Genomic DNA, 14,499 nt, shown 5'->3' on the forward strand with positions numbered 1-14,499 from the left:
GCAAGGCCCTTTCCGCCTGGCCCCGCCGGCCGCCAGCCGATTGCCCCCCTCCTTTCCCTGTGCTAGAATGGGGACAACCTTCGTGGGGGGTCCGCCTTGGATTCGGATATCAGGGAGATTCTGGTCGACGAGCAGCAGATCGCCCGCCGGGTGAAGGAGCTGGGGGAGGAGATCAGCCGGGATTACGCTGGCCGTCCCCTGGTCCTGGTCTGCATCTTGCGCGGGGCCGTGGTCTTCATGGCCGATCTGTTGCGCGCCATCACCATTCCGGTCACCATCGACTTCATGGCCATTTCCAGTTACGGGAACAACGTTCGCAGCAGCGGCGTGGTCCGGATCCTGAAGGACCTGGATGGGAGCATCGAGGGGAAGGATGTCCTGATCGTCGAGGACATCATCGACTCGGGGCTCACCTTGGCCTACCTCCTGGAGAACCTCCGCTCCCGCCGGCCCAACTCCTTGGAGGTCTGCGTCCTCCTGGACAAGCAGGTGCCCCGGAAGGCGTCCCTGCCCATCCGCTATACAGGCTTCACCATTCCCGATGCCTTCGTGGTGGGGTACGGCCTGGACTACGCGGAGAAGTACCGGAACCTGCCCTACGTGGGCATCCTCAAGCCTGAGGTCTACTCGGAGGTTCAGTCCTGATGGGTCCTGCCTGTGGGGAGGCGGCCGCGGCCCGGGCGGAGCGGGTCCTGGTTCTGGACGTGGGGGGGCGGGCGGCCTCCCTCATCGCCCGCCGGGTCCGGCAGGCCCAGGTCTACTCCCAGGTGGTGCCGGCCAGCACACCGGCGGCGGAGCTCCTGGCCCTTCAGCCCAAGGGGCTGATCCTGGCCGGCGAGGCCGGGCTGGAACCCGACTCCGACACGGTCCGTCTCGACCCCGAGCTCCTGAGCTCGGGTCTTCCTCTTTTGGCCATCGGGGCCGGGCTTCTGGCCGTGCTCCGGGAGCTGGGCGGCGGGCTGGAGGCGGCCGGCGGACTGGACGGGCCGCAGCCTGTGCGGATCCTCCATGGGTCCGACCTCCTCCACGGCCTGGAGCCCGACGAACCGTGGACCGTTCCCGTGATGCCCGCTGGCCAGCGGATTGTGCCGCCCCCGGGGTTGGAGGTGATCGCCACCGCCGGGGACCGACCCGTCGCGTTCCGCCACCGGGAGCGGCCCCTCTTTGGGCTGGCCGTCCACCCTGGAAGGCTCGCTGAGCCCCCAGGGGAGAGCCTCCTCCGCAACTTCCTCTTCCGGGTCTGCGGCCTTCAGGGCCGCTGGCAGATGCGGGCCTACCTGGAGGAGCAGGTGGCCGCCCTGCGGGCGCGCATCGGGGGGGAACGGGTCATCCTCGGCCTGAGCGGCGGGGTGGACTCGACGGTCACCGCCGCGCTCCTCCACCGGGCGGTGGGGGACCAGCTCACCTGCATCTTCGTGGATCACGGCCTCCTCCGGGAAGGGGAGGTGGAGGCGGTCCGGGAGGCCTTCCGGTTCCTGGGGGACCGGCTGGTGGTGGTGGACGCGGCCCAGCGGTTCCTGGCCCGCCTCGCGGGGGTGACCGATCCCGAAGAGAAGCGCCGCCGGATCGGCAACGAGTTTATCCGGGTCTTTGAAGAGGAAGCGCGGAAGCTGGGGCCCGTCCGGTTCCTCGCCCAAGGGACCATCTACCCGGATGTCATCGAAAGCGGCGGGCCCGGCGGGAAGGACGGCCCGGTCATCAAGAGCCACCACAATGTGGGCGGCCTGCCGGAGCGCTTGGCCATGGAGCTGGTGGAGCCCCTGCGGGAGCTCTTCAAGGATGAGGTGCGGGAGCTGGGCCGGGAGCTGGGCCTGCCCCCGGCGCTGATCGACCGCCACCCCTTCCCCGGTCCGGGGTTGGCGGTGCGGATCGTGGGGCCGGTGGAGCCCCAGGCGCTGGCCATTGTCCGCCGGGCCGACGCCATCGTGCGGGAGGAGCTGGAGAGGGCCGGCCTCCTCCAGGACGTGTGGCAGGCCTTCGCCGTGTTGACCCCCATCCGGACGGTGGGGATGCGGGACGGCCAGCGGACCTACGGCTCCCTGGTGGCGGTCCGGGTTGTCCACAGCGTCGATGCCATGACGGCGACCTGGGTGCCCCTACCCCACGAGGTGCTGGCCCGGATCTCGAGCCGGATCACCGACGAGATCCCGGAGGTCAACCGGGTGGTGTACGACATCACCTCCAAGCCGCCCGGGACCATCGAGTGGGAGTAAACAAGGATCGAGTGGGAGCAACTGGTGAGCACGGAGGCCCCATCCTTCAATCGCCCGCGCATGCCCCGGGGCGTGCGCGACCTCCTTCCCGGCGAGCTCCGGGAGCTGAAGGCCCTGGAAGAACGGCTCCTCGAGGTCTTCAGCCTCTGGGGCTACCAGCCGGTCCGGACCCCTTCCTATGAATTTGAGGAAGCGCTGCTCCGGGCGGCTCCCCAGGACGACCTGTCGGGCTGGCACCAGCGCCTCTTCCGCTTCTCCGACCGGGAAGGGAACGGGCTCGCCCTGCGACCGGACATGACCACACCCATCGCCCGCCTGGTGGCCGGACGGCTGCGGCGGGCGCCCTTGCCTCTGCGCCTCTGTTACGCCGAGAACGTCTTCCGCTACGAAGAACCCCAAGCTGGCCGGAGCCGGGAGTTCCGCCAGGCGGGGGTGGAGCTGATCGGCAGCCCCTACCCCGAGGCCGACGCGGAGGTGGTGGCCTTGGCCAGCCGCCTGCTGGAGGGGCTGGGGCTCCGGAACTTCCGCCTGGAGATTGGCCACGTGGGCTTCGTCCAGGGAGTGCTGGAAGGGCTGGGCCTGGGCCCGGAGATGGAACGGCTCCTCCGGCGGACCCTGCAGCTCCGGGATTACGTCGCCTACCAACGGCTCGTCACCTCCGCCCCCCTGCCCGACGGTCTGCGGGAGGGGCTCCTCCGGCTCCCCTCCCTCCGGGGCGGAGGCGAGGTGCTGGACCGGGCCCGGGAACTGGCCCGGACGCCCCAGGCCCAGGCCGCCCTGGCCAACCTGGAGGAGATCTGGCAGCTCTCGCGGGCCCACGGCGTGGGGGCGCACGTCAAGCTTGATCTGGCCCTGGTCCGGGATGTGAGCTACTACACGGGCATGGTGCTGGAGGGCCTGGTGGAGGATGTGGGCTACCTCTTGGTGACCGGGGGGCGGTACGACGACCTGGTGGCCCGGTTCGGCCGGCCCTTGCCCGCCACCGGTTTTGCCGTCGGGTTGGAGCGGCTCCTGCTGGCGCTGGAGCGCCAGGGTGTCTGGGGCCTGCCCCCCGCCGCAGGCCCCCTCTTCATCACCTTTGACCCCGCCCGGCGGGAGGAGGCGCTGGCGGCGGCCGCCCGGCTCCGGGAGGGGGGCTGTCCCGTCGAAGTCGAGGTCTCCCGCCGGGACGAGGTGGCCCAGCGAGGCTACGCCCGCCAGAGGCGGGTGCGGCTCTGGGCCCGCTTCCTGGAGGGTGAGCGGGGCATGGTCCGCGTGGAGCCGCTGGATGACGAGGCTGGCTCGAGGGTGAAACCCGTGGCCGAGTGGGTGGCCGAGGTGCTCCGAGCCCGGGAGGAGGGGGTGACCGCCGGTGGACGGGCGCGCTGAACCCCCAGCGCCGGGCCCGGCGCCCAGGGGCCGGCCCATCACCCTCGCCCTGCCCAAGGGTCGCCTCCTGGAGGAGGCGGCGCCCCTCCTCGCCCAGGCGGGCTTGCCCGCGCCGGACGACCCGGGCCGGCAACTCCGGGTGGAGAAGGACGGCTGGGTCTACCTCCTGGTCCGCCCCGCGGACGTGCCCACCTACGTGGAGTACGGCGCCGCGGACCTGGGGCTGGTGGGGAAAGACGTCCTCCTGGAGCAGGAGCCGGCGGTGGCCGAGGTGGCCGACCTGGGCTTCGGCGCCTGCCGGTTGGTGGTGGCCGTCCCGGAAGGATCGGCCATCACGGAGATCGACGAGCTGGACTTCCACTCCCGGGTGGCCACCAAGTACCCCCGCATCGCGGCCCAGTTTTTCGAGGAACAGGGTTTGGCTGTTGAACTGATTACCCTGAAAGGATCCATCGAGCTGGCGCCGGCCATGGGGCTGGCCGATGCCATCCTGGACCTGACCCAGACGGGCCGGACCCTGGAGGCCAACCGGCTCCGGGTGATCGCCCAGGTGGCCGAGAGCACCGCCCGACTCATCGCCAATCCGGTCCGCCTCCGGCTGCGGGAGGCGGAGCTGGCCCCCTGGCTGGCCCGGATCGAGGCGGCCGCCCGCGGAGGAGGGGAGCAGCCGTGAGCCTTTTGGAACGGTGGGAGAGCTGGAACACGTCTTGGGATCGCCTGGTGGCCGCCCTCCGGCGGCCGCCTTTGGAGGCGCTGGCCCGCCAGCCCCTGCCCGGCGGGGAGGAGCTGTTCGGCCGGGCGGTCACCACCCAGGAGGGGGTCCGGGCCATCCTGGATGAGGTGCGAGACGAAGGGCTGCCCGCCCTCCTCCGCTGGACGGAGCGGTTGGACGGGGCCCGGCTGGGGCCTGAGGCCGTATGGGTCTCGCCGGACGAGCTGGAGGCGGCCCGGCGCCAGGTCTCCCCGGCCCTGCTCGCCCGCATCAGGCTGGCCAAGGAACGGATCGAGGCCTTCCACCGGGCCGAGCCGGTGGCCCGCTCCTGGCACCAGGTGGATGAGACGGGGCTCCTCTTGGGCCAGCAGGTCCGGCCTGTCCGGCGGGCGGGGCTCTACGTGCCGGGTGGCCGGGCGCCTCTTTTCTCCAGCCTCCTCATGGGGGCGGTCCCCGCCCGGGTGGCGGGGGTGGAGGAGATCATCGTCGCCACCCCGCCCCGGCCCGACGGGAGCATCCACCCGGCCATCCTGGCCGCGGCTGCGGAAGCGGGGGTCACCCAGATCCTCCGGGCAGGCGGGGCCCAAGGGGTGGGCGCGCTGGCCTATGGCCTGCCCGGGGTGCTGGAGCCGGTGGAGCTGATCGTGGGGCCGGGCAACCTCTTCGTCACCCTGGCCAAGCGGGAGGTCTTCGGCCAGGTGGGCATCGACGGGCTCCCCGGTCCCAGCGAGGTGCTGGTGGTGGCCGACGACGGGGCCAACCCCCACTGGGTGGCCGCCGATCTTCTTGCCCAGGCGGAGCACGATCCCCAGGCCTCCGCGGTTCTCATCACCCCCAGTGCGCCCCTCCTGGAGGCGGTGGAGGGCGCCCTTCGCCGGCAGCTGGCGGAACTCCCCGCCCCCAACGGGGCGGTGGCCCGGGAGGCCCTCCAGCGCTGGGGGAAGGCCCTCCTCTGCCGGGACCTGGAGGAGGCCGTCACCTGGGCGGGGCGCCTCGCGCCCGAGCACCTGGAGCTGGCCGTTGCCGACCCCTGGCGCTGGGTGGGGATGGTGGAGTCGGCGGGGGCCATCTTCCTAGGCCACTGGTCGAGCGAGCCCCTAGGCGACTACCTGGCGGGGCCGGACCATATCCTGCCCACCAACGGCGCGGCCCGGTTCAGCTCGGGCCTGAGCGTCCAGACCTTCCTCAAGCGGACCAGCCTGGTGGCCTACACCCGGGAGGCCCTCCGGCGGGATGGGCCCCCGGTGGTCCAGCTGGCCCGGGCCGAGGGGCTGGAGGCTCACGCCCGGGCAGTGGCCCTCCGCCTGGAGGCCCAGGGGGTGGCGGGCGAGGCCCAGGAAAAGGAGGCGGAAGGATGAGGGAGACCGGGCGGGAGCCGGCCCGCCAGGCGGCCTACCAGCGGGCGACCCGGGAGACCCAGATCCGGGTGGTCCTCAACCTGGACGGCAAGGGTAAGGCGGCCGTCACCACCGGGGTGGGCTTCTTCGACCACATGCTGGAGAGCTTCGCCCGGCACGGGCTCTTTGACCTGACGGTGGAGGCCCAGGGGGACCTCCACGTGGACGCGCACCACACCGTGGAGGATGTGGGCCTCTGCCTTGGGGAGGCCTTCCGCCGGGCCGTGGGGGAGGGCCGGGGGATCCGGCGGTTCGGCGAGGCGACCATCCCCATGGATGAGGCCCTGGTCCGGGCGGTGGTGGACCTGTCGGGCCGGCCGTACCTGGTCTGCCGCCTGGCCTTGCAGGGGCCCCGGCTGGGGACCATGGAGACCCAGCTGGTGCCCGAGTTCTTCCGGGCCCTGGCCACCCGGGGCGGCTTCGCCCTCCACATCCACCAGCTGGAGGGGGAGAACGACCACCACGTGGTGGAGGCGGCCTTCAAGGCCGTCGCCCGGGCCTTGGACCAGGCGACAGGCTTGGACCCTCGGGTGGAAGGGGTGCCCTCCACCAAGGGGCGCCTGGTGGACGACGAGGAGGCGGGTGGCCTTCCAGGCCCGGCCCCAGCCGCTGGTTCCCAACCGGCACCGGAGTCCCATCCCGGGGCGGGGGGTGGGGGCCCGTGGAGCTGATCCCCGCCATCGACCTGCGGGAGGGCCGGGTGGTCCGGCTGGTCCAGGGGGCGTTCCACCAGGAGCACCGCTACCCCCTGGACCCGGTGGAGGCGGCCCGCCAGTGGGTGGCCGCGGGGGCCCAGCGCCTCCACCTGGTGGACCTGGACGGCGCCCGCTCAGGCGCGGCTCCCGGCGCCACGCCCAACGGCCAGGCGGTCGCCCGGGTCTGCCAGGCGGTGGCGGTGCCCGTCCAGCTGGGCGGGGGCATCCGGAGCCTGGAGGCGGCCCAGGCGGCCCTGGCCCTGGGGGTGGAGCGGGTCATCTTGGGGACGGTGGTGGTCCGGGCGCCCGAAAGGGCGGCCCGGATCCTTGAGGCCCTGGGCGGCCGGGCGTGGGTCTCCCTCGACCTGCGGGAGGGCCGGCTGGCGGTGGCCGGCTGGGAGGAGGAGGGGGAGCAGGACGGCCTGGCCATCGCCCGCTGGGCGCGCGAGGCGGGGGCCGGGGGCCTGGTGGTGACCGCGGTGGGGCGGGATGGGACCCTGGCCGGGCCCGATCTGGAGACCTTGAGGCCGTTTTTGGGTTTGGGGCTGCCTGTTGTGGCGGCGGGTGGGGTGGGCCGGTTGGAGCACCTCCGCCAGCTGAAAGCCCTCGAACCTATGGGCCTCACCGGTGTCATTGTGGGGCGGGCGCTTTACGAGGGCTGCTTGACCTTGGAGGAGGCCCTGGAGGTGGTGGCCGGTGCGGGTTAAGCGGGTCATCCCCTGCCTCGATGTGGCGGGCGGCCGAGTGATGAAGGGGGTCCACTTCGCCAACCTGCGGGATGCCGGGGACCCGGTGGAGCTCGCCCTGCGCTACGACCAGGCGGGCGCGGACGAGCTGGTCTTCCTCGACATCTCCGCCACCCCGGAGGGCCGGGCCACCCGCCTCGACTGGGTCCGGGCGGTGGCTCAGAAGCTCTCCATCCCCTTCACCGTGGGCGGCGGCATCAGCAGCTTGGAGGCCATCGAGGCGGTGCTCCAGGCGGGCGCCGACAAGGTGGTCCTCAACACCGCGGCGGTGGCCCAGCCGGTTCTGGTCCGGGAGGCGGCTGAGCGCTTCGGCAGCGCCCGGATCGTCGTCGCCATTGACGCCCGGCGGGTGGCCGGCGGGGATCGGGACGGGACGCCCCGGTGGGAAGTGGTCACCCACGGGGGACGGGAGGCTGCGGGGCTGGAGCCCGTCGCCTGGGCCCGGGTGGTGGAGGCGCTGGGCGCGGGCGAGATCCTCCTCACCAGCATGGATGCCGACGGGACCCAGGCCGGCTACGACCTGGAGCTGACCCGGGCGGTGGCCCGGGCGGTCCGGATCCCTGTCATTGCCTCGGGTGGGGCGGGGACCTTGGAGCACCTCCGGGCGGCCCTTCAAGAGGGGGAGGCGGACGGGGTCCTGGCCGCCTCCATCTTCCACGACGGACGGCACACGGTGGCCGAGGCCAAGGCGTACCTGGCCCAGGCGGGGGTGCCCGTTCGTCACGGGATCCCTTCAACGGAGGAAGGGTTGGCCGGCGGGCTCCGCTTCGGGCCCGACGGGTTGATCCCGGTGGTGGTCCAGTCGGCTGGCGAGGACCAGGCGGTCTTGATGCTGGCCTACATGAACCGGGAAGCCCTCCAGAAGACCCTGGCCACGGGCACCACCTGGTTTTGGAGCCGCTCCCGCCAGGAGCTCTGGCCCAAGGGGGCGACCTCAGGCAACCGCCAGCGGGTGGTGGAGGTGCGGGCCGATTGCGACCGGGACGCCCTTCTGGTCCGGGTGGCCCAGGAGGGCACCGGCGCCTGCCACACCGGGGCGTGGAGCTGCTTCCACCAGCCCCTCCCGACCCCAGCGCAAGAGGGGGAGGCCGGTCCCGAGGAGGCCAGGGGGGCTGGGGACCCAGGGACGGCTGGCGTCGGAACTCCCGACGGGGCTCGGGGCGCGGCCGAAGGCCCCTTGGCTTCCGGGCCCGTCACCCTGCCGCGGCTTCTGGAGGTGGTCCGGGACCGCCAGGCCCGGCCCCGCCCCGGCTCCTACACCACCTACCTCTTCGAGCAAGGCCTGGACAAGATCCTGAAGAAGGTGGGCGAGGAGGCGACGGAGGTGGTGGTCGCCGCCAAGAACGGCGACCGGGACGGGCTGGTGGGCGAGATCGGCGACCTCCTCTACCACCTGGCCGTCCTCATGGTGGAGCGGGGGGTGGGCCTGGAACAGGTGGAGGCGGAGCTTACCCGCCGCCACGGCCCAGACCGGCCACCGCGGCCGCCCCGGCCCCGCTGAGCCTCCCGCCTGCTCCAGCGCCCACGGGATCGGTCAGGTCCACCCGTAGGTAGAGGGTGGGGCTGCCGGCGGGCTCGATGGAGGAGGCCACGCCCACCCCCAGGGTCAGGGGGGTGGCGTACCCCAGGTACGTGGTCAGGGTGAGCTCGGCGCCCGCTCCCCAACGCCTTTGGAGGGCAGCCTCGGTGTCGCTCCAGACGGCTCCTCCCTCCAGGTAGAGCCGCCCGCCCAGGTCGTCGAAGAAGAGGGGCCAGGTGCCCACCCCCCGGCTGAACCGGTACAGCTGGCTCTCCAGGCCGAGGGTGACCCGGAGGGCGTGGCGCCCTGTCAGGGTGGGCCCGTGGGCCTGGAGGGTCCAGAGGCTTCGATCCACGGCCCGGGAGGCCGTAGGATCCCCGACGGCCAGGGCCTCCTCCAGGCTGGCCGTTCCCACCACCCCGTCCAGCACCAGCCGCTGCCGGCCCAGGTTCCAGCTGAAAGCGGCCTGTTCCCGCCAGGTGGCGACCACGCCCTGCCGGCTCCCATCGGCGCCTTCCCGGAAGCCCGTGAGGGAGAGGCCGCTGGCCAGGGTGAAGGAGCGTCCATCCACCGGCCAAGCCTGTTCCCGGCCCACCCCCAGGGTGACCGCCTGGCCGGGCCCGGCCAGGCCCGATCCATCCCCGACGGGCTCATCGTCCCAGAGCTTGGCGGTGGCTGCCACCGAGGTGGCCGCCAGCACCCCCGGCCAGGTGTAGGCCAGGCCCAGCTGAAGCTCCCGCTCCAGCCGGCCGGCCTTCTTCCCGTCTTCCAAGAGGGTCTCTTGCCGGACCCCCAGGGCCCAGGTGGCCTGAGGGTGGCCGAAGAGGGGCCCCTGGTACTCGAAGGCGACCCAGGGGCGCCCGCTGACCAGGCCCAAGCCGCCGGTCAGGGCGTAGACCCGCTCCCGGTAGGCATCGTAGCCCAGGGTGAGGGCGCCCACCACCGGGCCTGCCTCATCCTCGAGGATCAAGGGCAAGGCGAACCGGGGCCGCAGAGAGTCCCAGGGGCGGTAGGGGCGGACGGCGCTGGACGACCCAACCCCCTGCCCGGGACTTGGGGACCCACCCTGGGGCTTGGGGGCCACCGGGGCTGCCGGGTCCGGCTCGTCAGGGTCCAGGAGTGGGGCAGCGACGCCGGGCACCTCCGCCGGATCCCGGGCCGTGACCGGCGGGTCCACCCGCGTCCAGAGGGCCGGCGAGAAGGGCAGGAGGCTGAGGCGGTAGCCCCTGGCCGTGTACTCCATGGCCACCAGCCGGGGCCCCTCGTCGGTCTGGATCACGGTGGGGTCGAAGAGACCTGTAAGGGTGCGGGCGACCTGGACGATCTGGCCGGACGCCAGCTCGTAGGCGTAGAGGGTGGGGATCCCCGTCTGGTCCGAGTCGAAGAGGATCCAGCGCCCGTCGGGGGTGAACTGGGCGTTCTGGTGGACCACCCCGGGGCCGCCCCGGGCCCGGCTCCCCACCACCAGGGGCTCCAGGCGGCCCGTGGCCCGGTCCAGGCGGAGGAGGTCCATGCCCCCGCCGGGCTCGTGGCTGGCCACCAGGATGCCGTCACCTCCGGGGAACCAGCCGAAAGCCAGCACCTGGCGCTCCCCGCGGGCCGGGAGGAGCTCCCGGAGCCGGGAACTGTCGGGCTCCACCGGCCAGGGGCCGGCCAGGTCCACCTCCAGGAGCCGGGTGGTGGGCCCCTCCCGGCTGGAGAAGACCAACCGCCGGCCGTCAGGGGAGGGGGCGGGGCCGAAGGCCCGCAGGCCCCGGGTGAGCCGCTCCTCCCGGCCGGTGGCCAGATGGTAGGCGTAGAGGTCGGTGAAGGTTCGGCCGCCATCCGCCTCCACCTTGGCGTAGTAGAGGCTCTGCCCGTCGGGCGACCAGGCGATGGGGCCCATGAGGAGCCCCGCCACCAGCTGCCGATCCCGCACGGTCTCCCCGTCCCACGCCATCAGCCGGAGGGCCGGCGCCACAGGCCCGTGGACGGTGACGTAGGCCAGACGCCGTCCGTCGGGGGAGGCGACGGGCGACTCGGGCACATACCCCTGCCCCCCGAGGGGCTGGGTGGGGGTGAGGCCTTCAGCCCGGAGCCGTTCGATCTCCGGCTCGTACACCCGCCGCAGGTGAGCCTGCCACTCTTGGTAGAAGGCCTCCGGAGTGGTTCCGAGGGCCTCCTGGAAGGCCTGGTCCAAGGACGTGGTCCGGGCGAAAGCCCGGTTGAAGGCCTCCAAGGCCTCCTCGCCGGAGCGGCTCGCCATGAACGCCCACAAACTGTAGCCGTACAGGTAGACGATCCCGCCCGGCTTCCACCGCTCCAAGGGGTAATGGCCCAAGATCTGGTCCAGCCGGAGGAGATCGTCCTCCAAGACCATGGCCCGCAGGAACATGTGGTAGTAGGGATCGTGGCCCCGGCCGCCCAGATCGGCCACCGTCTCCTGGTAGGTGGCGAACCCCTCGATGAAGGCGAAGCTCTGCAGCATCATGGGGTTGGTGAGGATGGGGACCCGCCCGAAGAGGAGGGCCATCACCCGCCCTGGGCCGTCGTTCATGTCCAGGTGGAGCACGTGGGCGTACTCGTGGAGGATGACCAGGCGGAGCCACTCGCGCATGCGGGGGCTGATCCCCGACCCATAGGGGCTGAAGAACGTGGGCGACGCAGGGAAGAGGGTGATCTTGGGGTAGAGGAGGGGGTCGGCCGTGCCGTTGGCCAGGTCGGTGGTGTCGGCCAGGACCAGGTGGGTCTTCTCCGACGGCACGTGGCCGACCCGGGGCGCCAGCTCCCGGTGGACCTCCTCGGCGATGCGGGCCACCTCGTGGGCCAGCGCCTCATACCCGCCATCAAAGTGGACGAGGAAGTGCTCCGTCTCCAGGGTGAAGCGGCGGGCGGCGCCGGCCCCCCCTGGTGCCAGGACAGCGGTGAGCACGATCGCCAAGAGGAGTGCCACCGCCCGAGGCGCCCGGGCGGCGAAAGCTTCGCGACGGCCAGACTCGACAGGTTGGGGCGGGATGGACGGGCGCAACGGGCCCACGGGGGATCCTCCTCTGCCGTTTTGTGCCTCTCTTTCCCCATGGCGGAGGGTTCCCCTTTTTCCTCCTGCCCCCACGGGCGAGGCGCTGGAAACCCGCAGAACGGCGGCTTCTGGCCGCCCCGGAGGTTTCAGGACACAAAAGGGCCGGCGACGGGTGAGCCCGTCGCCGGCCCGGGAGCCTCACCGGACGAACCGTTGAGGCCTCAAGCGAGCGGTCAGAGGAGGATGAGGCTGAGAATCCAGACGGAGAGGATCCCCACCACGCCGGCGATGCCGCTGGCCACCGTCTGGAGCCGGTAGGCTTGCGCCACGTTCATCCCCGAGAACTGGGAGACAACCCAGAAGTAGGAGTCGTTGGCGTGGGAGACGGTCATGGAGCCGGCGCCGATGGCGAGCACCGCCAGGACGGGCCCCAGCCCTCCGCCCAGCCCCAGAGCGGGGAGAAGCGGCGAGACGATGGCCGAGGTGGTGATGATGGCCACCGTCGACGAGCCCTGGGCCGTCTTCAGGGCGGCGGCGATGAGGAAGGGGAGGAAGATGCCCAGGTTGAAGGCAGCCAGGCTCGTTCCCAGGTAATCGGCGATGGGCGTTGTCTGGAGGACCTTCCCCAAGGCGCCACCCGCGCCGGTGATCAGGATGATGTTCCCCGCACTCCTCAAGCCCGTCTCCACCCAGTCCCGGATGACCGTCTCATCCCACCGGGCCGTGGCCCAGAAGGCCAGGAAGACGCCGAGCAGCAGGGCCGTCACCGGATTGCCCAGGAAGCTGAAGAAGTCGGCGACGAAGCCCGTCCCCAAAGGCCGGGTGGGGTAGTCGGCGACGGACTTGAGGGCGATGAGGATGACGGGGACCAGGATGGGGGCGAAGGAGGCCGCGACAGAGGGCCGCCGCTCCGGCGCCTCCGACCCCTCGCCGGCCGTCGCCGCGGGGGGATCGATCTGGATCCGCCGCCCCATCACGGTGGCGTACCAGTAGGTCGCCGCCACCACCGGAATGGAGACCACCAGGCCCAGGAGGATGACCAGGCCCAGGTCGGCGCCCAGGGTGCCCGCGGCCGCGATGGGGCCCGGCGTGGGCGGGACGAAGACGTGGGTGGCGTAGAGCCCCATGCTGAGGGCCACCGCGTAGAGGGCCATGGACTTGCCCGACCGGGCGGCGAGGGACCGGTTCAGGGGCGAGAGAATGACGAAGCCCGAGTCGCAGAAGACGGGGATGGAGACCACCGCGCCGGTGACCGCCATGGCCAGCGCGGAGCGGGCCTCACCCAGCACCTTGAGCACCGCGTCGGCCATCACCCGGGCGCCGCCGTTCCGCTCCAGGATGAAGCCGATGATGGTCCCCGCGGCGATGACGATGCCGATGCTGCTCAAGGTGCCGCCGAAGCCGGACGTGATGGCTCCGATCACATCGTTGGCCGGCAACCCGGCCACCAACCCGACGCCGTAGGCGGCCAGCAAGAGGACGAGGAACGCATGAAGCCGAAGCTTGGCGGTCCCCCAGATGATGAAGACGATGGCCGCCAGGAGGATGACCAGTAACCAACCGCCTTGAACCACAGGCCGCACCTCCCTTGGTGGGTAGGTTATCCTTGAGCCTTCAAAGCCAGCCCGATGCCAACGAGCCGGGCCAAGCGCTCACCAGTCCGTTCCAGACGCTTCCGGGTCTCGTCGGGATTCATCGCCTCGTCCAGGGTGCAGGGGCTCTCCACCACGGGAATGATGGCCGCCAAGCCCGCGGCCCGGAGGGCGTCCAGCTCCTCCGGGGTGAGGCTGCCCACACACCCGGCCACGGCCACCACGGGGACGCCGAAGGCGGCCGCCCGCCGGGCCACCCCGAAGGGGACCTTGCCGTGGAGGGTCTGGCGGTCGATCCGGCCCTCGCCCGTGATGACCAGGGAGGCCCAGGCGAAGTGCCGGTCGGCCTGGAGGGTCTCGAGAGCCAGCTCGATGCCCCGCTGCAGGCGGGCCCCGGCGAAGGCCATGAGGCCGAAGCCCAAGCCACCGGCCGCGCCCGCCCCGGGCAGCTCCCGGAAGGAGCGGCCGATCACCCCTTCCACCACGTCGGCGAAGTGGGCCAAGGCCGCGTCCAGCTCCTGGACCATCTCGGGGGTGGCCCCCTTCTGGGGGCCGTAGACCGCCGCGGCGCCCCGCTCGCCTGTGAGGGGGTTGTCCACATCGCAGGCGACCACCACCTCGGTCTGGGCCAGGCGGGGGTCGAGGCCGCTCAGGTCGACCCGGGCCAGACGGGCCAGCGCCGCCCCGCCGGGGGGCAGCTCGGCCCCCGCCTCATCCAGAAAGCGGACCCCCAGGGCTTGGGCCATGCCCGCTCCTCCGTCGTTGGTGGCGCTCCCGCCGATGCCCACCAGCAAGCGCCGGGCTCCCTGATCCAGGGCATCCCGGATCAGCTCGCCCGTCCCCCGGGTGGTGGTCACCCGGGGATCCCGCCGGTCCGGCGGCACCAGGGTGAGCCCCGAGGCGGCCGCCATCTCGATGACGGCCACTTCCTCACCGTCCTGCTGGAAGAGGCCGTACTGGGCCTCCACCGGCTCGCCCAGGGGGCCCGTCACCTGGCGGGTCACCAAGCGGCCGCCGGTGGCCCGCACCAGAGTCTCCACCCAGCCCTCGCCCCCGTCGGCGACGGGCAGGAGCTCCACCTGGGCCGCGGGCCAGGCCCGGCGGACCCCCCGGGCCAAGGCTTCCGCCACCTCCACCGCACTTAGGCTGCCTTTGAACGAATCGGGCGCGATGACGACTCGCATGCCCCTACCCCCAGTCTCATCCAGTGCCGATAACACTTTCGAACTTCGTCGCCCGATGACCTTCCTATTAGAATT

At 72.2% G+C, this 14,499-nt stretch carries 10 protein-coding genes and 1 pseudogene; 8 read left to right on the top strand and 3 right to left on the bottom strand.

Annotation, left to right across the window (positions count from 1 at the left end; all coding sequences use genetic code 11):
- Positions 1-96 precede the first annotated feature (96 nt).
- From hpt to hisF, 8 genes and pseudogenes are all read left to right on the top strand, one after another.
- Positions 97-645, top strand: a complete 549-nt coding sequence (gene hpt, locus FWJ67_RS05090; protein WP_369686529.1) for a hypoxanthine phosphoribosyltransferase — start codon at positions 97-99, stop codon at positions 643-645.
- Positions 645-2,213, top strand: a complete 1,569-nt coding sequence (gene guaA / locus FWJ67_RS05095) for a glutamine-hydrolyzing GMP synthase (protein WP_304171253.1) — start codon at positions 645-647, stop codon at positions 2,211-2,213. Before hpt ends, guaA begins: the two co-directional genes overlap by 1 nt.
- Positions 2,214-2,237: 24 nt before the next feature.
- Positions 2,238-3,581, top strand: coding sequence for an ATP phosphoribosyltransferase regulatory subunit (gene hisZ / locus FWJ67_RS05100; protein WP_414482143.1), 1,344 nt, complete (start codon positions 2,238-2,240; stop codon positions 3,579-3,581).
- Entirely contained in the window at positions 3,565-4,254 is a 690-nt protein-coding gene (gene hisG / locus FWJ67_RS05105; protein ID WP_304171257.1) for an ATP phosphoribosyltransferase, read from the top strand. The genes hisZ and hisG overlap by 17 nt, the downstream gene beginning before the upstream one ends.
- Positions 4,251-5,651, top strand: coding sequence for a histidinol dehydrogenase (gene hisD / locus FWJ67_RS05110; RefSeq protein ID WP_304171259.1), 1,401 nt, complete (start codon positions 4,251-4,253; stop codon positions 5,649-5,651). The genes hisG and hisD overlap by 4 nt, the downstream gene beginning before the upstream one ends.
- Positions 5,648-6,253: pseudogene (hisB, locus tag FWJ67_RS05115) on the top strand (imidazoleglycerol-phosphate dehydratase HisB); the annotation flags it as partial. The gene hisD and the pseudogene hisB, both read left to right, overlap by 4 nt.
- A gap of 98 nt (positions 6,254-6,351) precedes the next feature.
- A complete protein-coding gene (locus FWJ67_RS05120; protein WP_304171263.1) occupies positions 6,352-7,092 on the top strand; it encodes a HisA/HisF-related TIM barrel protein in 741 nt (246 codons plus the stop codon).
- Positions 7,082-8,632: an imidazole glycerol phosphate synthase subunit HisF gene (gene hisF / locus FWJ67_RS05125; protein WP_414482142.1), complete on the top strand. Its 1,551-nt coding sequence runs from the start codon at positions 7,082-7,084 to the stop codon at positions 8,630-8,632. Before FWJ67_RS05120 ends, hisF begins: the two co-directional genes overlap by 11 nt.
- Here the strand turns inward: hisF and FWJ67_RS05130 are convergent.
- The 3 genes from FWJ67_RS05130 to FWJ67_RS05140 all read right to left on the bottom strand — a co-directional run bounded on the left by FWJ67_RS05130 (position 8,580) and on the right by FWJ67_RS05140 (position 14,424).
- Entirely contained in the window at positions 8,580-11,666 is a 3,087-nt protein-coding gene (locus tag FWJ67_RS05130) for a TolB family protein (protein ID WP_414482611.1), read from the bottom strand. The genes hisF and FWJ67_RS05130 overlap by 53 nt on opposite strands.
- Positions 11,667-11,881: 215 nt before the next feature.
- The gene (locus FWJ67_RS05135) at positions 11,882-13,222 is read right to left on the bottom strand and encodes a GntP family permease (protein WP_414482140.1); all 1,341 of its coding nucleotides are present in this window, start codon (positions 13,220-13,222) and stop codon (positions 11,882-11,884) included.
- 26 nt (positions 13,223-13,248) lie between these two features.
- Positions 13,249-14,424: a glycerate kinase gene (locus tag FWJ67_RS05140; RefSeq protein ID WP_304171271.1), complete on the bottom strand. Its 1,176-nt coding sequence runs from the start codon at positions 14,422-14,424 to the stop codon at positions 13,249-13,251.
- Between the last annotated feature and the right edge of the window lie 75 nt (positions 14,425-14,499).

The sequence above is a fragment of the Limnochorda sp. genome, assembly GCF_047459355.1.
In the GTDB taxonomy this organism is placed as follows: domain Bacteria; phylum Bacillota; class Limnochordia; order Limnochordales; family Limnochordaceae; genus Limnochorda.